The organism is Moraxella tetraodonis (assembly GCF_022359095.1).
GTDB classification, from domain to species: Bacteria; Pseudomonadota; Gammaproteobacteria; order Pseudomonadales; family Moraxellaceae; genus Faucicola; species Faucicola tetraodonis.
In genome coordinates, this window is sequence record NZ_JACSYB010000001.1 from 1,619,487 (window position 1) to 1,642,567 (window position 23,081).

15 protein-coding genes and 1 tRNA gene are annotated in these 23,081 nt (G+C 42.9%); 8 read left to right on the forward strand and 8 right to left on the reverse strand.

Annotation, left to right across the window (positions count from 1 at the left end):
• Nucleotides 1-23: 23 nt before the first annotated feature.
• A complete protein-coding gene (locus H9W84_RS07130; protein WP_239742704.1) occupies nucleotides 24-1,376 on the forward strand; it encodes an adenylate/guanylate cyclase domain-containing protein in 1,353 nt (450 codons plus the stop codon).
• A 139-nt stretch (nucleotides 1,377-1,515) separates the two neighbouring features.
• Here H9W84_RS07130 and H9W84_RS07135 read toward each other — a convergent pair whose 3' ends face one another.
• From H9W84_RS07135 to recJ, 4 genes are all read right to left on the reverse strand, one after another.
• The gene (locus H9W84_RS07135; RefSeq protein WP_239742706.1) at nucleotides 1,516-3,753 is read right to left on the reverse strand and encodes an NADP-dependent isocitrate dehydrogenase; all 2,238 of its coding nucleotides are present in this window, start codon (nucleotides 3,751-3,753) and stop codon (nucleotides 1,516-1,518) included.
• Nucleotides 3,754-4,134: 381 nt separating this feature from the next.
• On the reverse strand, nucleotides 4,135-5,199 hold the full coding sequence (locus H9W84_RS07140; protein WP_239742709.1) for a TerD family protein: 1,065 nt from the start codon (nucleotides 5,197-5,199) through the stop codon (nucleotides 4,135-4,137).
• A gap of 52 nt (nucleotides 5,200-5,251) precedes the next feature.
• The gene (locus tag H9W84_RS07145; RefSeq protein ID WP_239742711.1) at nucleotides 5,252-6,337 is read right to left on the reverse strand and encodes a helix-turn-helix transcriptional regulator; all 1,086 of its coding nucleotides are present in this window, start codon (nucleotides 6,335-6,337) and stop codon (nucleotides 5,252-5,254) included.
• 285 nt (nucleotides 6,338-6,622) lie between these two features.
• Nucleotides 6,623-8,401, reverse strand: a complete 1,779-nt coding sequence (recJ, locus tag H9W84_RS07150) for a single-stranded-DNA-specific exonuclease RecJ (protein ID WP_239742713.1) — start codon at nucleotides 8,399-8,401, stop codon at nucleotides 6,623-6,625.
• A gap of 342 nt (nucleotides 8,402-8,743) precedes the next feature.
• Between recJ and H9W84_RS07155 the strand changes: the two genes are divergently transcribed.
• The 7 genes from H9W84_RS07155 (at nucleotide 8,744) to H9W84_RS07185 (ending at nucleotide 17,367) form a co-directional block, all read left to right on the forward strand.
• On the forward strand, nucleotides 8,744-9,232 hold the full coding sequence (locus H9W84_RS07155; RefSeq protein ID WP_239742716.1) for a hypothetical protein: 489 nt from the start codon (nucleotides 8,744-8,746) through the stop codon (nucleotides 9,230-9,232).
• 260 nt (nucleotides 9,233-9,492) lie between these two features.
• Nucleotides 9,493-11,331, forward strand: a complete 1,839-nt coding sequence (locus H9W84_RS07160) for a TonB-dependent receptor domain-containing protein (RefSeq protein WP_239742718.1) — start codon at nucleotides 9,493-9,495, stop codon at nucleotides 11,329-11,331.
• Nucleotides 11,332-11,627: 296 nt separating this feature from the next.
• Nucleotides 11,628-12,884 carry a two-component system sensor histidine kinase NtrB gene (locus tag H9W84_RS07165; RefSeq protein ID WP_239742721.1) on the forward strand — a complete coding sequence of 419 codons (1,257 nt, stop codon included), beginning with the start codon at nucleotides 11,628-11,630 and terminating at the stop codon, nucleotides 12,882-12,884.
• Between the two features lie 108 nt (nucleotides 12,885-12,992).
• Nucleotides 12,993-14,771: a sigma 54-interacting transcriptional regulator gene (locus tag H9W84_RS07170; RefSeq protein ID WP_239742723.1), complete on the forward strand. Its 1,779-nt coding sequence runs from the start codon at nucleotides 12,993-12,995 to the stop codon at nucleotides 14,769-14,771.
• Complete coding sequence (locus H9W84_RS07175) at nucleotides 14,768-15,766, forward strand: serine/threonine-protein kinase (protein WP_239742725.1); 999 nt, start codon at nucleotides 14,768-14,770, stop codon at nucleotides 15,764-15,766. Before H9W84_RS07170 ends, H9W84_RS07175 begins: the two co-directional genes overlap by 4 nt.
• 111 nt (nucleotides 15,767-15,877) lie before the next feature.
• Nucleotides 15,878-15,962 (forward strand) — tRNA-Leu (locus H9W84_RS07180).
• Between the two features lie 253 nt (nucleotides 15,963-16,215).
• Entirely contained in the window at nucleotides 16,216-17,367 is a 1,152-nt protein-coding gene (locus H9W84_RS07185) for an AAA family ATPase (RefSeq protein WP_239742727.1), read from the forward strand.
• Nucleotides 17,368-17,474: 107 nt separating this feature from the next.
• On the opposite strand, the gene clpA is transcribed toward H9W84_RS07185, so the two are convergent.
• The 4 genes from clpA to argC form a co-directional block, all read right to left on the reverse strand.
• Complete coding sequence (gene clpA, locus H9W84_RS07190) at nucleotides 17,475-19,934, reverse strand: ATP-dependent Clp protease ATP-binding subunit ClpA (protein WP_076774081.1); 2,460 nt, start codon at nucleotides 19,932-19,934, stop codon at nucleotides 17,475-17,477.
• 393 nt (nucleotides 19,935-20,327) lie between these two features.
• Nucleotides 20,328-20,801: an ATP-dependent Clp protease adaptor ClpS gene (locus H9W84_RS07195; RefSeq protein ID WP_239742729.1), complete on the reverse strand. Its 474-nt coding sequence runs from the start codon at nucleotides 20,799-20,801 to the stop codon at nucleotides 20,328-20,330.
• Nucleotides 20,802-20,843: 42 nt separating this feature from the next.
• Nucleotides 20,844-21,704, reverse strand: coding sequence for a hypothetical protein (locus H9W84_RS07200; RefSeq protein ID WP_239742731.1), 861 nt, complete (start codon nucleotides 21,702-21,704; stop codon nucleotides 20,844-20,846).
• Nucleotides 21,705-21,993: 289 nt separating this feature from the next.
• A complete protein-coding gene (argC, locus tag H9W84_RS07205) occupies nucleotides 21,994-23,061 on the reverse strand; it encodes an N-acetyl-gamma-glutamyl-phosphate reductase (RefSeq protein ID WP_239742733.1) in 1,068 nt (355 codons plus the stop codon).
• Nucleotides 23,062-23,081 lie beyond the last annotated feature (20 nt).

Below are 23,081 nucleotides of genomic sequence, written 5' to 3' on the forward strand. Positions count from 1 at the left end.
TACTATGAGGTAGACGAACTAAATTGCGTGAATCCATTCAAGGTCTTTCGACCAATCTAAAAATTCCGAAATTCATTGAACTGGCGGCATTTTTTATTTTATTGCTTACCTTAACCTCTCTTGATGTACCGCCTATTTATCATACGCTCAGTATTTTGCTGTTGGTAGCGGGCGTTATTGTCACTACGTTGAGTGTTATCCGTCCCCATCACTACATTACTTCGGCCAGTGTATTAACCCTGATGGCGTTGGCAACGGGTATGTTGCAGTTTAACTATATCCCAAGCCTTGCGTTATGGTTGTTGATTTTAATTCGCCTGATTTTTTCAGACACCAAACATACTGTTTCGTTGGTATTATTAACCGTAGCAGTAGGTCTACTTAGTCTGATATTCGCGCACTTTTTATTACCTGCCATTAGTTTGTCGGCCAAGCAAGAAGATATTTTAAATTTTGTCATCGTATTTACCGATATCTTGATTGTTGGTTATCATATTTGGTCCATGGTAGTTCGCTTACGCCAAAAAAATCAAATGCTTGCGCAGCAGCAGGCACGGATTGATACCTTAGTCAAGGTAACCAATAAATTAACCCGTTTTTTGCCGCCCCAGATTTGGCAGCCCATTGTCAAAAATAACACCAAGGTTGAAGTCATTAATCAACGTCGCAAGCTAACTATTTTGTTTTCGGACATTGTTGGCTTTACCGATTTGTCGGATCATATTAGCTCCGACCATTTAGCCAATATTTTAAATACTTACCTTGACCGTATGACCCAAGTGAGCCAAAAATATGGGGCGACCCTCGATAAGTTTTTGGGTGATGGGTTATTGTGCTATTTCGGCGATATGGGTGGTAATGACCGTGATAACGCGATTGCTTGTGCCAGTATGGCCATCGAGATGCGCCGTGAGATGGAAGTACTGCGCCACCAGTGGCGATTACTCGGTTTTGAAGGGCTGCATGTACGTATGGGTATCAATACAGGGTATTGTTATGTCGGTAATTTTGGCAGCCGCAATCGTATGACCTATACCGTGGTTGGAAAAGAGGCCAATTTTGCCTTTCGCCTTGAAACTGCCGCGCAAAACAATCAAATTTTGATCAGCGAAAGCACGTTTAATTTAATTGGTCATGTCCATCATTGCCAAGCCGTGGGGCAACTTAAGTTTAAGGGCTTTCAAGATGCCATGAATGTGTGGGAATTGCTCGAACCCAACAGCGAATCTATAGAGCAAACCGATTGGGTGGACTTTAGTTTACCTGGGTTTAATTTGCATTTAAATTTTCATGATATTCGTAATTATGATAAAAATGATATTACTAACCAGCTAAAATCTGCATTGGCGCTTGTTGAAGAAAAGCACAAACAATGATGTTGACGGTTTTGGCTTACCCATTTTTTAGCTCAGCTATACTCTTAGCTTAGCTATGTTCAACCATTTACAGATACTAAAAAAGCCAGGCACTAAAAAAGCCGAAGCATCCAGCTTCGGCTTTTTTTATACTATTGAATTAGGCATCAAACGAAGCCAATGCTTGGTTAAATGTCGCACTTGGGCGCATCACCTGGCTTAGTTTTTGTTGGTCTGGTTTATAGTAACCGCCAATATCTGCACCTTGACCTTGAACATCATTTAATTCAGCAACGATTTTGTCTTCATTTTCTGACAACGCTTGAGCAAGTGGCGCAAACTTGGTTTTAAGCTCGCTATCTTGGTCTTGGTTCGCCAATTCTTCTGCCCAATATTTGGCTAGATAATAATGGCTGCCACGGTTGTCGAGCTCACCGGTACGGCGTGACGGTGATTTGTCGTTATCCAACAGTTTACCCGTTGCCAAGTCTAGGGTTTTTGCCAGTAATTTTATCCGTGGGTTGTTTTCTTTAATGCCCAAGTCTTCTAAAGATACCGCAAGCGCCAGCATCTCGCCGAGTGAATCCCAGCGCAAGTGGTTTTCTTCAACCAACTGCTCGACATGTTTTGGGGCTGAACCGCCTGCCCCTGTCTCATAAAGACCACCGCCTTCCATCAATGGGACAATTGATAGCATTTTGGCTGACGTGCCTAATTCTAAAATTGGGAACAAGTCAGTTAGGTAGTCACGCAAGATGTTACCTGTGACTGAGATGGTGTCCAAACCACGCGCCACACGCTCAAGGGTGTAACGCATCGCACGAACTTGAGACATAATTTGGATATCTAGACCTGCGGTATCATGCTCTTGTAAGTATTTTTTAACTTTCTTGATAAGCTCATTTTCATGTGGGCGGTATGGGTCAAGCCAGAAGATAGCTGGCATGCCTGAATTACGTGCACGCGTCACTGCCAGTTTTACCCAGTCACGAATTGGCGCATCTTTGACTTGACACATACGCCAAATATCGCCTTCTTCAACATTTTGCGACATCAGTACTTCGCCTGTCTCAATGTCAGTGATATTGGCAACGCCTGCCTCTGGGATTTCAAAAGTTTTATCGTGAGAACCGTATTCTTCCGCTTTTTGTGCCATTAAACCTACGTTTGGTACGGTACCCATGGTCGCTGGGTCAAAGTTGCCATGCCATTTACAGAAGTTGATGACTTCTTGGTAAATACGGGCAAAGGTCGATTCTGGCATCACCGCTTTACAGTCGTAAGGCTTGCCATCCGCTGCCCACATTTTACCACCGTTACGAATCATCGCTGGCATTGAGGCATCTACAATGACATCATTTGGCGAATAGAAGTTATCGATTCCCTTCGCTGAGTCCACCATTGCCAACGCGGGGCGATGTTCTTGACAGGCATGCAGGTCACGGACGATTTCTTCACGGATAGTGGTCGGTAGGGTTTCGATTTTTTCGTATAGTCCTGCCATACCGTTGTTAACATTAATACCTAGTTCGTCAAAGGTTTTGTTCCATTTTTCGAATGCATCTTTGTAATATACTCTTACGCAGTGACCAAATACGATAGGATGTGATACCTTCATCATCGTGGCTTTGACGTGTAGAGAGAACAGGATTTTACCTTCGCGGCAATCTTCTAGCTCTTTTTCATAAAACTCGATTAAGGCTTTTTTGCTCATAAACATCGAGTCAATCACTTCACCGTCTTGTAGGGCAACTTCAGGTTTTAGCACCAAAGCTTTGCCACTGTTGGTGATGAGTTCCATTTTGACTTTACGCGCTTTATCAAGGGTCATTGATTTTTCGCCATGGTAAAAGTCCCCTTCTTCCATGTGAGAGACGTGGGTTTTTGACCATTGTTTCCATTCACCCATTGAATGCGGGTGTTTTTTGGCATAGTTTTTTACGGCAGCGGGTGCACGGCGATCGGAGTTACCTTCACGTAATACGGGATTTACCGCAGAACCTAAACATTTACCATAACGGGCTTTGATGGCTTTTTCTTCGTCTGTGGTTGGGTTTTCTGGGTAATTAGGAATGTTGTAGCCTTTGGCTTGTAACTCTTCAATACATTCTTGCAGCTGAGCCACTGAGGCACTGATATTAGGCAATTTGATGATGTTGGTGTCTGGGTCTTGGGTCAACCGACCAAGCTCAGCAAGATTGTCGGTCACTTGTTGTTCTGGGGTCAGATAGTCGGAGAACTCTGCCAATACACGCGCGGCAACGGAAATATCGGTTTTGGTGATTTCAACGCCAGCAGGCTTGGTAAATGTTTCAATGATAGGAAGTAGTGAATATGTCGCCAGTAGCGGTGCTTCGTCAGTTAAGGTATAGATAATATTTGACTTTCCACTAGCCATAGAGAACCTCTTTTATATGAATGTTAATTGAGACACTAGATGATGCATCTAGCAGCGTGAGAAATTTCACAGTAAGTATTACTAATTAGGGGATAAAATGTGATTGACCATTTTAAACGCAAAGTATACGGTTACCGCATAATGAGTCAATAATGTATCTAGGAATACCTATATTTAGGAGAAAAATAATGCAGATGCGATGTATCCCTATCGATTAAGACAATCCCTTTTGTTGCTCATAGTGTACCACAGTATCACGGTGGCGAATATATCCAATCACTGACAGACGCCATGGCAACGTCGTCAAATGTATAAATTTTTGGCTCTCAAAATACTTGGTGATTTTACTCAGGAGAATTAAAGAGTAAGCTTACATCCAAGTCATCTGGCCGTACGTACCAATTTTTCACTCACTTCTTTTTCAATTAGCGCCATCTTGTTATTATCTAAAGGTTGATGCTCGTTGTTGTAGCGCCAGCTATCGGCAGAACGGGTCAGGCTGGCAAACCATAAGGCCTTCGTATTACTTGGCAGTTTGGTAAAAGCCAACTCACTAATCACATTACCTTCATCATCACTGAGCTGACAAGACGCTTGTTTCGCTTTGCTAAGCGCATAGCCGTGATAAGATGACACAATCATCACCACATGAAATACTTGCGGCGGAAGCTTACTTAAAAAAAGCACCATACTTTCTTGGTTTAAGTTGGCATCATTGAGTTTTGTGCTTTGATTGTTGTACGGGTCTTCTTTGCGGTCATCGATAGCGCCTAATGGTTTTTTGCCCAATAATTCATCACCTTGATGACGCACTGATTGCGCTTTATCACGGACATTTTTGAACCAAACGGTTTCGATTACCTCGCCATATCGGTTACAAAGTAAGCAGGATAAGTCTAGGTCGATGGCTTGCGTGCGTTTTTTAAATTTATTGTAAAGCCCTGATTTTGGCATCTGTGTGTGCTGCCATTGCACGGTAAAATACCACTGCTTGAGTACCACATCCATATGTTCGATGGCTGTCCCTGTCGCCGTTTTATCATCTTCAAGCTGATCGTCTTGGGTGATTGCTAGCTGATGACTTTTTTGCAAAATCTTGTCATCAGTCATGGGGTTGATTTTTGGCACTTTGTGTAGCGAATGGTGCAGCGGTGAGGTGCTTGTCACTACCGCGTCATTGGTGTTTTTATCGGTCAAATTGGATGAGTTGGCAGGCGCTTTCACTTCAACCGATGGTGCTGGCATTGGGTCAGCAAACTGCGCCGAAATAATCTGGTACGTCTCTGTGGTAGTGCTGGGTGTCAGATTATCAGGCGATTTGGCAGCGGTAATAGGTGAATCGTCCGTCAAATCACTGTATAAAATCGTGGTTTTTGGCTTGCTAGGCTGCTGTGAACTGGTGTCGGTGGCAGTGGCCTCAAGGGTGTTATTATCAGTATGTTTCATAAGTTTCTCGAAAAATCGGACAAAGTAGTTAGTTTACTTGGGCGTTTGTTAGTTATTCACTTATTTTTTGAGCGGTGGGTTGTTGGTCGGGCGTTTGTCGATTAGGCGTTTGGGTTTCAAAGACGGCGATTGATAAAATCTCAGGCTCGATTTTTCGCAGTCCTTTACCAAAACCGCGTAGCCACCATACCAGTTGGGAGGTCATGTTCACTGTGGCTGTGATATGCAATCCTTCGTCGTCTTCCCAGCTTTGCTGATCAGTTGATAATGGGCTTTCAAGCAAACTTGCCCCCGATAACGGATGAAACAGTAACTGCACTTGCTGTATGGGGGGCTCGTGGTTGTTTTTTTCGCTCTCAGGCATGAGTTTTTGGAACAACGGGTAATTAAACCCCATCGCGCCTGTATTGATGTAATTGTCTAAATTAAAATCTTTCGGGGTTTGCGCATCGCTTGCGCTCACTTCTGCACTTTCAAAACGGTGCAAAGCAAATTGGCGCACATCGTCAGACGCTCTGTCATTTCGTGAGGCAATCAAGTAAATCACCACACCACGCTGCACAATGGCTAGCGGATTTAAGGTGTATTTTTGCGCTTCCTCTCGCCCACGCGCTTTATAACAGGCGATGAGTTTTTTATTTTGAAACAATGCATCATAGATGGCGTCTTTGGCAGCCGGATTGACCGATGGCGGGATGAGCGGCTGATTGGCTGACAGGATACGCACTCTATCAAGCCAAGTATTTGCCACTTTGCTTTCTTTTAGTTGCCGATTCGCTAGGTCAAACCACGGAATCAATTCATCTAAAATAGCGGGGGGTAATAGCTGGGTCAAATTATGGCGCATCATGCTAAACGCCACCGCTTGCGACAAATTCATATGTGGCAAGCTTTGCATCGGTGCATCTTCACGCCAGCGCCAACCTTGTGGATTGGTGTTATTTTTTTCAATCGGAAAACGCGTTGCCAAAGCGTTTAAATCTCGCTGAATGGTTCGCAAACTGATATCAAAACCCATCAAATCAAGCTGTTCTTTGATATGGGTTGTACCAAGCCAACGCTTGCGATCCAGCTGTGAGAGGATTTGCCATTGCCGAGCCGTCGTTGCGGTTGCATTGTTGGCAAGGGATTTACTCATGGCAATTCTCCATACGCAGGTAAAAGATAGATAATTAAAAAACAGCCAGTTAAAAGATATCTAGTTAAAAGACAAACGGTTAAATCATAGCCAGCTAAGCGCCAAAGTCTTACTAAAATTTAAAAAAATTAACGCTAAAAATTAACACCTTGATACCTGCATAATTTAGCAAAATTTAGCGCATTATAGGTAATAAATTATATTAACATGTCATTTTATGTCGTTTATCATCTTTATTGGGTGTTATGGTTATCAGATTGTGTATGAATGAGTAAAAACGCTTGTCTAGAGTAGCACACCCTTTTTTACCCTTAACTGCAATTTGGTTTGTCCATTAAATAAATTTTTCTCAAGCTCATAGAGTAAATGCACTTTTGACACACTGCGATTAATGGCAGACAAAGCTATCGCGTCAAAGTCAGCATTAAACCAAATCGCTTCGATAGTAAAAGGGACATCGGGATACGATAACCATAATTTTAAATGCCGCTCTTTTAACACCCGATAATCTTGCACCACAAACACCCCATCAAATATCGGTGGCACAAAACCATGTCCCCAAATAGCCAACGTCTGCAAGCTATCTACAAAATCGACCGTGAATTCACCAGCTGTCAACTCGCCATCGCTATATAACGTCTCTGCAAATACCTCATCAGCCACCGCTGCAATTACCTCATCAAACGCTTTACAAAACGGCTCAAAGTTTTTTCGTTTGATTGTCAGACCTGCCGCCATCGCATGCCCGCCGAAGTGGCTAATAAGTTCGGGATAGGTTTGCGCGACTGATTCAATGGCATCACGGATATGAATGCCTTCAATGGAGCGTGCGGAGCCTTTGATAGAATCATCATCTTCAATCAATGACGTATCCGCAGGGGCAAACACGATAGCAGGCACATGGTAGCTTTCTTTTAGCCTGCCTGCGACGATGCCAATCACCCCTTGGTGCCACTCATCTTGATACAAAATAATACTGCGTTTGCGGTGCGTTACTTGATTTACGGCGCTTTGCTCAGATGGATTCTCAAGCGTCCTCAACACACTATCGGCTTGTTGTCGCATGCCCTGCTCGACTTGGCGGCGCTCTTGATTGAGTTTATCGAGCTGATGCGCAAGCCGCTGTGCTTCCCCCCAATCATCGGTGAGTAAGCAGTCAATGCCAATCCGCATACTATCCATACGACCTGCGGCGTTGATGCGGGGTCCTAAAATAAAACCAAAATCTTGAGCCGTGATGTCGGCTGCCTGCCGACTCGCCTGTTCCAATAATGCCAAAATACCCACACAGCAACGACCTTGCTTGATGGCTTGGATACCTTGGTGCACCAAGATGCGATTATTTTGGTCTAATACGCCCACATCCGCCACCGTACCGAGTGCTACCAAATCAATATAGCGACTCACTTGGGTGGTGGATTTATTAGCTTGGCGCCTGACCTTGGCAAGATTGCCTAGCACATAAAATGCCACCCCAACCCCTACCAATGATTTACTAGCAAAATCACAGCCCAGCTGATTGGGATTGACCACGGCATCGGCGTTTGGTGTCGCCTGCGTCGTCAGGTGATGATCGGTAATAATCACCGTTAGCCCTTTGGCTTTGGCAAGCTCGATCCCCGCATGACTAGAGATACCATTATCAACCGTGACAATCACATCAGGATGATAGGTTTCAATACCTAGCGCAACAATTTCTGGCGTCAGTCCATAACCGTACTTAAAACGATCAGGCACCAAAAACTCAACCTGCGCACCCATTTCACGCAACACTCTTACCATCAGTGCAGTGCTGGTCGCGCCATCACAGTCAAAATCACCCACAATCAGTATTTTTTGCTGCGTATCAATCGCCTTGTCAAGTAGCGCCACTGCCTTGGTAATGCCAGTCAGCGAATTTGCAGGTAACATCTTATTAAAGGCGGTGTCTAAATTTGCCACATCTTGCACGCCTCGCCCAGCCAAAACGCGTGCTAATGTCATCGATGTCTGCGCCAACGGCTGTAAATCACGGGGAATATCGTCAATATGGGTGGCACTAAAACGGGGAGTCACAGTCAACATAAATTTATCATGGTTGTCAAATAAAGTATAGAGAACAAACTAGCATAATGAGAGTGAATAGGCAAAATTACAACAGCAAAACGGTGAAAAACATCCCATCAGCTTTCATAGTAATTCGTGCGTTTTGCATATCGTAATAATGCCACTACAAACCATTAGCATTTTTTTGCAAAAAGATGCTTATTCATACCTTTACACTCAGTTATAATCAAACCAAAGAGTCATCACTTACCATTAATGAAACAGTATCACCGACCATTAATGAATAATCACCTCTTGTTGCAAGTGTTTTGCAATACTACCTTTACTATTGATAATTGAAATTTTTTAGAAGGAAAAATTATGTCAGCAGAAAATTCGACCAAAACCATCGACCCAAAACTTGATTTAGAAAAAATCAAACGCGAATGCGAGGCGATGATTAAAAGTAAAGCCAAAATATCGGCAGCAGCCGCGGTTGTCCCAGTGCCGCTGCTAGACGTTGCGGTGGATGCCACGCTGTTATCAAAATTGCTACCTGAAATTTCTGCTAAATTTGGTTTAATTGAACCTGCTCAAGCAGCGGTAGATTTGAACAACGGCGCACAAATCAACCAATTAAAAGATAAAGCAGTGGATTTTGCAGGGCTAGTGGTGACGCGCAGTATTGCTAAAAAAACTTTCCAAGGTTTTGGTAGTCGTATTATCGCCAAGCAAGTCACCAAATTTGTACCATTTGGCGGTCAATTAGTGGCAGGGACGATTGGGTACTTGATGTTTAAAAAAATTGCTGAAAATCACATCAATGAATGCTACCAAAAAGCTAAAAAATTACAGCAACAAGCCAGCTAATTGTTGCTACGAAGGCTTTTATCAAAACCCCTTTAGTTGCTAAAGGGGTTTTTTATTGAAAAATCCTCAGGCTTTGATGAGCAATGACCAAGCAAAAGTAATAGCTTATGTAACGATATTTTTCTACAATGTGTCTTTAAACTATTTTTTTGGGTCAAGTTATGCGTTATACCTGTCAAACATCACCGCGTTTTATCAAAAAGCCATTTTTTAATATTCATCCAATAACGCAAAGCGTTTTGGTGATTATTGGCATGTCCATGACTGGTGTTAGCGCTCATGCAGCGACTAGCGAAGCTGCTAATGGCGAAGCTGAAACGACTTTGCCGAGCCTTACCTTTACTACCACGGCAACCAAAACGCCGACGCTTGTCAAGAATACCATCGCCCAAACCACCGTGATTGATGAAGAACAATTACAACGTTATCGCGGTCAAAGCGTGATTGATGTACTTCGTGGACAAGGTGGTATATATGTTACTCAAAATGGTGGGGATGGTGCGAGCAGTGGTGTCAGATTGCGTGGTTACTCCAATAGTCAAGTCTTAGTATTAATCGATGGGATTCGTTACAGCTCTGCAACCGCAGGTGGAGCAGCATTATCGCTGTTACCAGTCGACCAAATCGATAGAATAGAAATAGTTTATGGTGCTTCTGGCTCAAGTCTTTATGGCTCAGATGCGATGGGCGGCGTTATTCAAGTCTTTACCAAAGGTCAAAATGCTCAACAATCAAATATAGCCTTGACCTTGGGTGCAGGTTCAGAGGACAGCTATAAAGGGCAAATTACAGGACAACTGGTTAATTCTGCAACGACTTTAAGCCTTTCTACGGGTTATGAAAAGACCAATGGCATTGACGCGACGAAACCCTACGCTCAGTTCGGCATACATCATGCTGACAAAGACGTTTTTGAGTCCAAAAACGCAAGTTTGGTCGCCAAACATAAAGTCAATGACAATGTTGAAATTGGAGCAACAGGATTATTTGCAAAATCCACTACAGATATTGATAATGGTTCAGAAGTGCCAAACGCATATGCTGACCAAACAAACGCGGCTGTCTCAGCTTTTGCCGATTATCAACAAGATAAACTGTCTGCCAATATTAAATATGGTCAAAGTTATGATAAATCTACCACGTATGATGGTGCAGATTGGCAAACAGGTCGCCTAGACGATGTAATCAATACGACTCAGAAACAAGTAACCATACAGCTTGGCTATCAGTTGCCACTCGGTAAGCTTATCGGTGGTTATGAGAATTTAAAACAAGAAGTTGATAGCTCTAATGATTATGACGTGACTCACCGCACTATCAACAGTGAGTTTTTGGGATATCAGCTCGCTCAAGATAAATATGATGTGCAATTAAATGTGCGTCACGATGATAACTCACAATTTGATAGCAAAACCACCTACAATGTGGGCGGTGCGTATCGTCTTAGCCCCAACACTCGCATTGGTGCATCATACGCAACCAATTTTCGTGCCCCCACATTCAACGATTTGTATTGGCCAGGCTCAGAAAATCCCAACTTAAAACCTGAAACCAGCAAAAATGCAGAAATCTTTATTGAAAACAGCAATCATCATCAACACACACGCGTAACAGCCTATCAATCTAAATTTACCGATAAATTAGCTTGGGTAACCACCGACCCACTTACTTATGCAGGTCAAATGCAAAATATAGATAAAGCGGATATTAACGGTATTTCGTTAACCAGTGACTGGCAGTTAAATAATACTTTATTTGGTCTAGGTTATGATTATCTAGATACTGAAGATAAAAAAACGGGCAAAGAATTAATTTATCAACCCAAAAACAAAGGTATTGTTTACCTAGGCTATCAACAGCCAAAATATGACATTCGAACGGAGCTACAACACGTCGGAGAGCGTTATCGTGATGCCAACAATTCACAAACTCTAGACAGCTACACCTTGTTGAACCTGACTGGGAATTATTATGTCAGTCCCAACCTAACCATTAGCAGCCGACTTAACAATCTCACAGATAAAGATTATGAGACAGTTTATGGCTATCGACAAAAAGGCATTAATTCCTTCATCTCACTAACCTACCAATGGTTTTAATTTTTATATCTACAGTACATCAAAGGGCATATATTTTATGCCCTTTTTTTATATCCCTTTTTTATACTTCTTTTTTTAGCAATTACGTTTTAACTTTTGCACTATTTTGGTTCAAAATATATCATACTACGATTAGCACGTTGCTATAAATGAGTGATTTTTTTATATTCAATGACTGATTTGCTGCCCATCATTCTATTATTTATCTGTTGTGACAATGATCCAAATATTTTCCAATAAGTTGTTGGCATTTAAATTGCACTTTAACCATTGCTCAAATTTGTGGTAGTTATCCAATGACCCATCCTACTTTTTTACATAGTCTTGAATCCAACCAGAATCTGTTTGAGGACATGTTCAATAACCTACTATCGGGGTTAATTGTCGCTGACAGCAACTATGAGTGCGTCTATATCAATGCGACGGCTGAGCAGATTTTGTCAGTCAGTCAGCCCCATTTACTTCATAAAAATGTTATCGATATTTTAACCCCCGCAAACTATGAAAAATTACTAACGCAAGCACCAGAGCAATCATCCACGGATGATGACCCGATAACCCATAAAAAAACCAAAGCACAGGCCAAATTGGCGCTACAAAACCAATTTGAACATACCAAAAAAATGTACCAAGCCTTTATCCATCATGATTGCACCATTTTGGGGCTAAGCACCCAAGGGATTGGTGCACCATTATTGGTCGATTATGGGGTTTCCCCATTAGAAACCGAGGCGGGTTTTTTCTATTTGATCGAAATTTGGGCAAAAGATCGCGAAAGTCGTATTCAACAAGAACAATATCAAAATCACCAACATTTGATAACCCGTCAAATGATTCGCAGTATGGCACATGAGGTCAAAAACCCTTTAGCCGGCATCCTTGGGGCAAGCCAACTGCTTGAGAAGAATTTTAATCAAATCATGAAATCTGATGGGATTGTCCGCTATATTAACGACACCAAGGCGCAAAAGGTCGCCAATTATCTCAGTATCATCATGGATGAGACCAGACGACTCAATAACTTGGTGACCCAATTGCTGGGTGCGCCAAATTTGCCCAACTGGCAAGTAATCAACGTACATGAGCCCCTGCAGCATGTACTAACATTGGCAGAAATACAAAACCCCAATATTAGTCTAGTCAGAGACTTTGATTTATCGTTGCCAGAAATCACCGCTGATAAAGACCAGCTTGTACAAGTATTTATGAATATCGTCAATAATGCGATACAAGCGCTCAATGAAAACGACATTGTATCGCCTAGCATCACGGTAAAAACCCGTATTCAGCACCAACAAACCATTGGCGATATACGACATAAAAGCGTCTTGCGCGTCGATTTTATTGATAATGGCTTGGGCATTGATAGTGAGTTGTTACCGCAAATTTTTTATCCTTTGGTCACAGGACGCGCCAATGGTACGGGGTTGGGACTGGCACTTGCTCATGACATTATTCAGCGCCATCAAGGGCAAATCAGTGTGACCTCTCAGCCAGGTGAAACCCTATTTACGATTTTTTTACCTTGGCAAATTCGACAAATAACCAAATGACCAATGGATAGTTTAACCCTGATACACCACAGCATCATGACTGATCGGCTATGAATTTTTCAATCAATAATGTTTAAACCAATACAGTTTCCCATATAGGGTTTTTATATGACTTATACCAATAATAAAACGCCAACCACCGAGCCTATTGTTTGGGTCATCGATGACGACCAAGCGCTACGCATGATTTTGGAAGATACGCTGACAGATAGCGGGTTTCAAGTGCAAACCTTTGGCAATGCGCAATCGGCGTGGCGGCTGCTACAAGATAGCGGGCAAGACAGCCAACCGAAGAGTGACAATAGTGCCTCCCTGCCCAGCGTCATCGTTACCGATATTCGAATGCCGATGATGAACGGATTGGACTTTAGCAGTAAAATCAAACAAGCCTTTGCACAAATTCCTGTCATCATCATGACCGCGCATGCCGATGTGCAGTCTGCAGTGGATAGCTATCAATCAGGCGCGTTTGATTACTTACCCAAGCCGTTTGAGTTGGATGATGCCATTGCCATGGTGAAAAAAGCTTGCCTGCAAAGCCAGTCAAACCAAACACAAAAGCGCAGTAAGGCTGAGAACTACAACGACTCTCTGATTCGTGATTCACAGCAGCCGCCAACTGAACCCGTGGCAGCCGAGCCAGAAAAAACCACCACCAACCCATCGGGCATCATCGGGCAATCGATTGCCATGCAAAAAGTATTTCGTGCGATTGGTCGCTTGTCGCATATGCCGATGACAGTACTCATCACAGGCGAATCGGGTACGGGTAAAGAGCTGATTGCCAGTGCCTTACACGAACATTCGCCACGCAAATCCAAACCATTTATCGCCCTCAATATGGCGGCGATTCCGCATGATTTGATTGAAGCTGAACTATTTGGTCATGAAAAAGGCGCGTTTACGGGTGCGACTACCACGCGCCAAGGGCGTTTTGAGCAGGCGCATGGCGGCACTTTATTTTTGGATGAAATCGGCGACATGCCTTTACCGACCCAAACGCGTTTGCTGCGCGTCTTAGCAAATGGTGAGTTTTACCGTGTCGGTGGGCTCAAACCCATTAAAGTCGACGTACGTATCATCGCAGCGACCCATCAAAACCTAGAAACTCTGGTGCAGCAAGGCAAGTTTCGTGAAGATTTGTTTTATCGGCTCAATGTCATTCGACTGGCGCTACCTTCCCTACGTGAGCGCCGCGAAGACATTCCGCTGTTAATCGATTTTTTTATGCAAAATATCGCCAAAAGCATGCATACCTCGACCAAAACCATCACGCCGTCTGCGATGCATATTTTGCAAAGCTATCCTTGGCAAGGTAACGTGCGTCAACTTGAAAATACCTGCCGCTGGCTCAGTGTGATGACAACAGGGCAAACCATTCAGCCGAGTGATTTGCCACCCGAGATTTTACAAGCGTTTGAATTACAAGATAGCAAGCCTGTAACTACGCGTGAGCCCAATACACATACGACACATAACTATCAGCCTGACACTCAGTTTGAGGCACCTGCTAGCGAACATCCGTCATCTTTGCCAGCTCCGAGTAACAGCCCCAGTGCTAGTGCTAATCTGAATGTCCATTCGAGTGAGCTGCCAACGCCTTTATCCGCTACGACGGTCATACCGACCTTGCACGCACCACAAACTGGCGCAACCGCAGATTGGATCACGCCACTGCAAATTTGGGCACAACAAGCATTGGCTGAAGGACAGTATGACATATTGCAAACCGCTTATCCGATGTTTGAGAAATGTTTGCTTGAAGTGGCACTCGCCCATACTGCTCAACATAAAGGACAAGCGGCTGACCTACTGGGTTGGGGGCGCAATACTGTGACCCGAAAATACCAGCAGTTGATTGAAGGCAGACCCGTTAAGCCATCATGATTGAGACAAGGTCAACTCACCCAGCACTGGTTATCATAAAAAATGGCTGTCAGTCGCTCGTTACTGACTTACAGCCACTATCACCTTCAAATCCACTCAACCATACCGAGCTTTGGTATGGGGTATGGCATTCAACTCACTCCCCGCCTACTGCCGTTGTCGTTAAACAATTACTACCTCACTTTAATGCAACCAATCTCGCCCATTTTGAGCAGGAAATTAACGCCCTTCATCATTGCCAAAGTCTAGCGATTTACAGCACCCATGCGACAAGCGGCATTCCCACGCTGTATGCTTCAAACCTTCTACCTGATACCCTCATCTTTGACCAACAGCAGCCGCAGCAATCTGTTAGTCCGTGTCTAATCATGTCGTATCATCCAGGCGAGACGTTAAAATCCTTGATATATGCGCATGCTAAATTGCCAATACTTAATCTTCCGCAAAAAATGACCATTTTTTTACATAGTTGCCAAGTGGTCAACCGTCTACATCAATTTGGGCTGATGCATTTGGATCTCAAACCCGCTAACTTTATTGTAAAACCCAATCTTGAGGTGGTGTTAATTGATTTTGGTCTGAGTGATTTTAGTTTTAGTGATATTGATTTCAATAATATTGCTCTTAGCGATGCTATGGCAAAAAATACCTCACTCAACTGCAAAACTTACACTGCTGGTACGCCTGCCTATATGAGTCCTGAGCAATTCACAGGACAGCCTGTTGACAAGTTTAGCGACTACTATAGCTTGGGGGTGGTATGGTATGAATTATTGATGGGATATCTGCCTTTTATGGCAGATGATTATCCTGGTTGGGCAATCGCGCATTGCCAACAGCCCGTGCCTTTTTTAGGCCCAAATCATCAGCTATCAGAATTTGCTTGCCAAGCTTGCCAGCCTTTTATCGACAAGCTGCTGGCAAAACGCGTGGAAAACCGTATTAATGACTTATCGAATATTATCAATGCGCTAAAAATTTTACTTAACCAATAAAAAAATGCGATTTTTTTAAAAAACCCCTTGCCAAAGCGAAAATTTTCTATATAATAGCCAACCACAAAGACACTGATACAAATATTGAGTCAACACTTTGAGGCAACTCATGGGGCTGTGGCGAAATTGGTAGACGCACTGGATTTAGGTTCCAGCGCCGCGAGGTGTAAGAGTTCGAGTCTCTTCAGCCCCACCACTCAAATCGGTATTAGTTAAATTAACCTGCCTCTCGCAGGTTTTTTTATGCCTAAAATTCCTGTCCATCTTATCTCACCATTGCTTACTGTTAGCCAGTATGTTGCTCACTGTATTGCTAAAAATTTTTTAACTGATTGCCAACTAGCTACTTTTTAGCTTGCATCTAGTATTAACTGCCCCATCTCTATAGTTAGCTTGTTTATTGCTAACTATGTTAATTTTTCTACTGCCTTTTACAAGCCTATATTCCTATGAAAATTTTACAATCGCCCTATTACCAGCCGCGAAAGCTGCTCAGCGCCTCCTCTGAGCCGCCCTATACTGTTCAACTTATTGAAGACAACATCCAATACGCTAGCAAATATAACCCTTTTGAGTCGCTACTCGATGATATTTTCCCTGGGGTGCATGTTGGCAACCATGATATGGTGATTCGCAAAGAGCAGCTTAAAGATTTTGAGCGTTGCACCGATTTTACTACCGTCGCCTATTCGCATAAAAATAATACCTTGTATGAGCGTGAAGCTTGTTATTTTCATCCCAAATATGAAGTGTTCATGCTCACCAATGAAGATTTGTCAAATGACTATGACGAATACATCTTTGAGTCAGGCTTGTTAAAAGTCGTCAGTATTTACTATATTTCGACCAATCCGCATTCGGCGGCAAGTGTCAAAAACGTGTTTGATGAATACTTGCAAAAGTATGTCTCGCAAGAGGCTAAAGTATCGATTTTACTTAAAGAAGTCCATGGTTTTGTGTTTAAAACCCATCGTATCAAGCCATTTCCCATCAATTTAGATACCATGTATCACGAGGATTTTCTGCCTGTGCATCAGCATATCAAAGAGTCACTCAATCACGATGGTAAAGGCGTGGTACTGTTGCATGGCGTGGCGGGCTCAGGTAAAACCAACTATATCAAATGGCTAACCAGCCAAGTGCCTAATAAAAAATTCATCTTTGTGCCCACTACTATGATTGGGTATTTGACCAACCCTGAATTTATGTCACTATTGGTGGATAATAAAAACTCGGTATTAGTGCTTGAAGACTGTGAAAACTACATTGCCGAACGTAGCATTGATAACGCCAATACCGATGTGGTATCGGCGATTTTGAACATTGCTGATGGTATGCTGTCGGATGTGTTGGAGTGTCAGTTTATTTGTACCTTTAACTCCGATATCTCAAAAATTGACCCCGCGCTGCTGCGTAAAGGTCGATTGATAGCTGAGTATAAATTCAAAGAATTGTCCGTTAAAAAATCCAACGCGTTTTTGGCATCGATTGATAAAGCTATCACCGTCAATAAACCGCACTCATTGGCAGAGCTAACCAACATGGATCATCTGTCCTATCGAGAGAAACAAGCAGAAAAACCCAAATTTGGTTTTGTATAATCATTAATTATAATCATTAGCGATGGTCATTAAATATAGTCATTAAACATCATCAGTAGGCATAAAAAAAAGGAGCTCAGTGGCTCCTTTTTTTATACTAGACATTACTAAACATTATCGATTTGCTTTTCATCAATGGGCACAAGCTCAATCGCTGTTTTATCGGCATTCATACGAATCGACACCGTACCGCCATTGACCAGATCACCAAATAATATTTGCTCTGCCAATGGTTTTTTGATTTCATCTTGAATCAAGCGGTTCATTGGGCGTGCACCCATGAGACGATCGTAACCTTTTTCTGCCAGATAATTTCTGACCTCATCATCAATTTCAAGCACCACTTTTTTGTCATCGAGCTGGGCTTGCAGCTCAACCAAGAACTTATCAACCACAGATACAATGACATTTTGATCCAATGGGTTAAATTGAATGATGGCATCTAAACGATTGCGAAACTCTGGGGTAAACATCCGTTTCATCGCTTCACTATTGTCGCGGCTATGGTCTTGTTTGGTAAAGCCCATGCTGTTGCGACTGATGCTATCAGCACCGACATTGGTGGTCATGATCAGTATCACTTGTTTAAAGCTTGATGTACGGCCGTTATTGTCAGTGAGCGAGCCATGATCCATCACTTGAAGCAGTAAGTTAAATACATCAGGATGGGCTTTTTCAATCTCATCTAGCAATAGTACACAATGCGGGAATTGATTGATTTTCTCGGTTAATAAACCACCCTGATCAAAGCCCACATAGCCTGGCGGTGCCCCAATCAAGCGTGACGCCGTATGTGCTTCCATATACTCAGACATATCAAAACGAACCAGCTCAATGCCTAACAAATTCGCTAACTGACGACTGACTTCAGTTTTACCGACACCCGTAGGACCGGCAAACATAAACGAACCAATCGGTTTATCATCTGGTTTTAAGCCTGCACGTGACAACTTGATGGCATCTGCCAAGTTTTTGATGGCTTCATCTTGACCAAACACCAGATGTTTTAGGTTGCTTTCAAGATTTTGCAGCACCGATTTGTCATCCGTTGAGACTGATTTTGGCGGGATGCGCGCAATTTTTGAGATAATGTATTCAATTTGCGGGACATCAATCACCACTTCGCCATCTTGTTGTGCCGCATCAATTACTTTATTATCGGCTTCGCTTAACATAGCTTCAGGTTCGACAACACCATCTGCTGCATGGCTAGCATCCAAATCATCGACAAGTGCGTCTTCATCCACCACAGGCTGATTTGATAGCTTGTCATTTGCGACGGCATCAACGGATTGATTGCTGTCCACACTAGATTCAACCTGATTTTCAGCTTGTTTTTGCAGGCGAACAAATGCACCCGCTTCATCAATCACATCAATGGCTTTGTCAGGCAAAAAGCGTTCGTGAATGTGTTTTACCGCCAAATGCACAGCACTTTGTAGCGCCTGATCGGTATAACTTACGTTATGGAATTTCTCATATTGTTTTTTCAGACCGCGTAGAATATCAATCGTTTCATCAATCGATGGCTCGTTAACATCAACTTTTTGGAAACGACGACTTAAGGCATGGTCTTTTTCAAACACTTGGCGGTATTCGGTAAAGGTGGTTGAGCCGATACAACGCAGCTCACCTGATGCCAACGCAGGTTTGATTAAATTTGACACATCCATATTGCTGCTCATCGATGAGCCTGCGCCGATAATCATATGGATTTCATCAATAAATAAAATCGCATTGGGCTTAGCTTTTAAGGCATCTAATAGCGCTTTCATCCGTTTTTCAAAATCACCGCGGTATTTTGTACCGGCAATCAGGGCACCAATATCTAAACTATAAACCACACAGCCTGATAATGGTTTCGGTGCTTTGTCATTGACAATTAGCCATGCCAATCCTTCAGCAATCGACGTTTTACCCACCCCTGGGTCACCCACCAGTAGGGGATTATTTTTGCGGCGACGGCATAAAATCTGCGCGGTACGCTCGATTTCTGCTTGGCGACCAATTAACGGATCAGTGCCGCCCGTAGAGGCTTTTTGATTGAGATTAATGGTAAATTCAGTCAATGGGTCTTTATTAGCTTTTTCACCCGTTTCTTCAGTTTCAACACTAGTTAATTTGTCGCGTACTTTTTTGTCTTGGCCATGCGATAGGTACTGGGTTAACTCAAGCCGCGTAACCCCTTGTTTTTTAAGCAAGTATACCGCGTAGGTGTCATGCTCTGAGAACATCGACACTAGCAAATCTGAACCTTCTACCAAACGGCTGCTGGCAACCGATTGCACATGAAAAATCGCACGCTGCAAGATACGGTCAAAACTGCGCGTTGGTTGTGGCGAGTAATCTTCGTTGATATCGACCGTTGGGGTATGTTCATCAATATACTGGGTCAAATCTTTGCCAAGCTGATCCACATTGACTGCACAAGCCACCAAGGCTTCTACCGCATTTTCATTTTCTAACAGTGCCAATAGCAGATGCTCGACCGTTAAATATTCGTGTGCACGCTGTTTTGCGAGTGTCACTACCAACCGCAACGTGCTTTGTAATTCTAAACTTAACATAAGATGTCCTTAATACTTGTCACCGACGGTTTTTGATTTTGTCCTACTTGAAAAATCATGCGTTATCTAATTGATTGGTTTGACGTCGTTATTGCTATTGATGGTTATTTGCGTTGATGTTTTCTCAAGTTTCATTTGCCGTCACCTCAGCACCAAATATCTTATGGATATCTGGCTAATCATGCTAAGTTCGGTTAAAAGGAAGTAAAAATGAAAGATGACAAAATGGGAAAAATCAAAATCATTACGTTTAATATAATGACATTGCTAATAAATTCAAGTGATAAAACGTAGTTAATGGCGGGTTTTAAAATGGCAAAAAATTCAATGATGAATAAAAAATAGAAAGGAGGTGCCACCAAAAATAAAACGGGGTTAAATAGCAAACTGCCACTAACCTTGTGGTTCGATTTGACTCAGTAACGGATAGCCTGCCTGACGCGCTTCACGGTTGACGGCTTGGGCTTTGGTTTCTGCGATGTCCTTAGGGTATATACCGGCAATTCCTTTGCCTTGGTGATGAATGGCAAGCATAATACTGATAGCTGAATCTAGCGTATGTTTAAAATGATTTTGTAAAACATCCACCACAAATTCCATTGGCGTATAGTCATCGTTATACATGACCACCGCATACATCTGTGGTTTTTTAAGTTCAGGGTCAGCCAATAGCACATCTTCGACGGGGTCGGTATTTGGCTCGCCTTCTATGTCGGTCAAACGGGCTGGCAATGAATTTGGTGATTGGCTAAGTGGCTGTTTAGGGGACTGTGTTGGCAACCATGCCGGTAGATGCCAATCCATATTCGTGGTGGTTGGCTGTGATACGACTGATTGACGAGAAAAATTAAGCGTTTGAAGCATCATTAATTGAACATTTACCTAAGATTAGATTAAACATTGATTATACTACTTTGCAGCAGTCGTTGCGGCAGGTTTTTGCGTATTGGCTGTGCTTGCTACTGGCGTGCTGTCGGTCGAACTCACGGGTCGTTTATCCGCTTCAGGCGTTTCTTCAAGCGTATATGGCATGTTATCAATCGGTTGACCGAGTTGCCAATCATACACTTGCTCAGTTTTTTGGTTGCCGGCGGTTAATTCAAGTTTCACTTGTTTGGGTACAAAGTTTTTGGGCATCAAAAAACGCCCGCGAATTCTTGCAATCCCATGAATCGAATAACTATTGGGTTGCAATGGCACTTCGACCATATTAACTTCATCGAGCAAGGTCAATTTTGGTATCAAATTTTTTGGCTGATTTGACGGATCGACCATACCGACATCAAAGCGGTATTCATAGGCATTTTCTGGCAACGGTGCGATTTTTGCCCCGATGACTTGTAAACTCATACCGCCTTTTTTAGCAAGCGACGTGGTTAAGAATTGCTGACCTTGTTCAAGCTGTAAGTTGGTCACTTTTAGATCTTGAATATCGGTACGCAATGCTGATAGGTTCGCCAAGCTGATATCACGCTCTTGCTGCGCGGTGGTTAATTGGCTTTGCAACGTATCAGATTTTAGCTTTAATGATTTGATGTTTTCTGCTGAGATTTCAAGACCTGCGGCGGTTTTTTTCGCTTCTTCAGCAGCAAAGCTTAAGCCGCGATGATAACCAATGCGTTGACCTAATACCAGTGCAATGATGGCAACTAACAACAAACTAACCCCAAACGCAATCAACCACCCAGACACCTTGTTGGGTTGGGCAATATAATTGCGTTGTGCTTCTGGCAAAGATTGAGAAGAGTTATGATCTTCGGGCAAATCCATAGAGATACTCAAATTGAAAAACGATCAAAACATGGATAATCACAGTACTGATGATAGCTCAAAAAGGGTTGATGAATATGACATCCATTAAAGCGAATCCCATTATAAACAAAAATTATGATGAATTCAGCTAAATTTATTAACCGAAAAAATAATAAAGTTAGCCCATTTCATCATAGCGTCATATTTTTTTGACTAAAAAAAATAAAGCAATGCTTGTTATGGCATTAATATTTCTAAACAGGCTGACCATAAATAGCTTAAGAAAACAACTTATTAAAGAAATAATTTAAGGCACGACGGCGACCAATGCCAATCCTGTTTGCTCTGCAAGCCCAAACATCACGTTCATATTTTGCACGGCTTGTCCTGCCGCACCTTTGACCAAATTATCTTGTACCACCAAAATTGTCGCCATCGGGCTATTGTCTAGTGTTTGCACCGCAATTCTTAAATAATTGCTACCGCGTACACTACGGGTATCTGGGTACATCCCTTTTGGCATGACGTCTACAAAATATTCATTTTGATAGCTGGTTTCATATAAGGATTGTAAATCCAATGCTTGACCTGCCGCCGTCAAGCGAACATGAATCGTGGTAAACATACCGCGAATCATGGGTACTAAATGGGGTACAAAGCGGATATCATGCGGCTGAAAGCGCTTGCTTTGACCCAATATTTGGTCAATCCCTTGGGTAATCTCTGGAGCGTGACGGTGACCTGCCACGCCATAGGCGCTAAAACTATCCGATGTCTCGCTAAATAATAAATTCATTTTGGCTTGGCGACCTGCACCTGAGACGCCTGATTTGGCATCAATAATAATCCAAGGCTCAATCAATGCCTGCTGCTGGCTGTTTTGGGCATCGATTAGCGGTTTTAACCCCAAAATCGCCGTGGTGGGATAACAACCTGGGTTGCCAATGACCTTGGCTTTGGCAATGGCATCACGATTGACTTCGGGTAACCCATACACAGCGTCTTTTAAAATATCGGGGCAAGCATGTTCAAGTTTATACCAAGCTTCAAAATCTTGTAGCGACTGCAAACGAAAATCTGCCGCCAAATCGATGACTTTAGTACCATTTTCAGTTAAAAATCTGGCATGCTTCATCGCAACGCCGTGTGGCGTAGCAAAAAATACCACATCACATGCTGCTAATTTTTTTTCATCCAAATCCGAAAACGTTAAATCGGTCACGCCCCGCAAACTTGGAAACATATCATCGACGCGCCTGCCCGCTTCTGAGCGCGATGTCAGCATCGTAACTTGTGCCTGTGGATGACGACTCAATAGTCGAATTAGCTCTACGCCAGTGTAGCCTGTGCCACCGACAATACCTACTTTGATCATGGTCGTCTCCTGATATTATT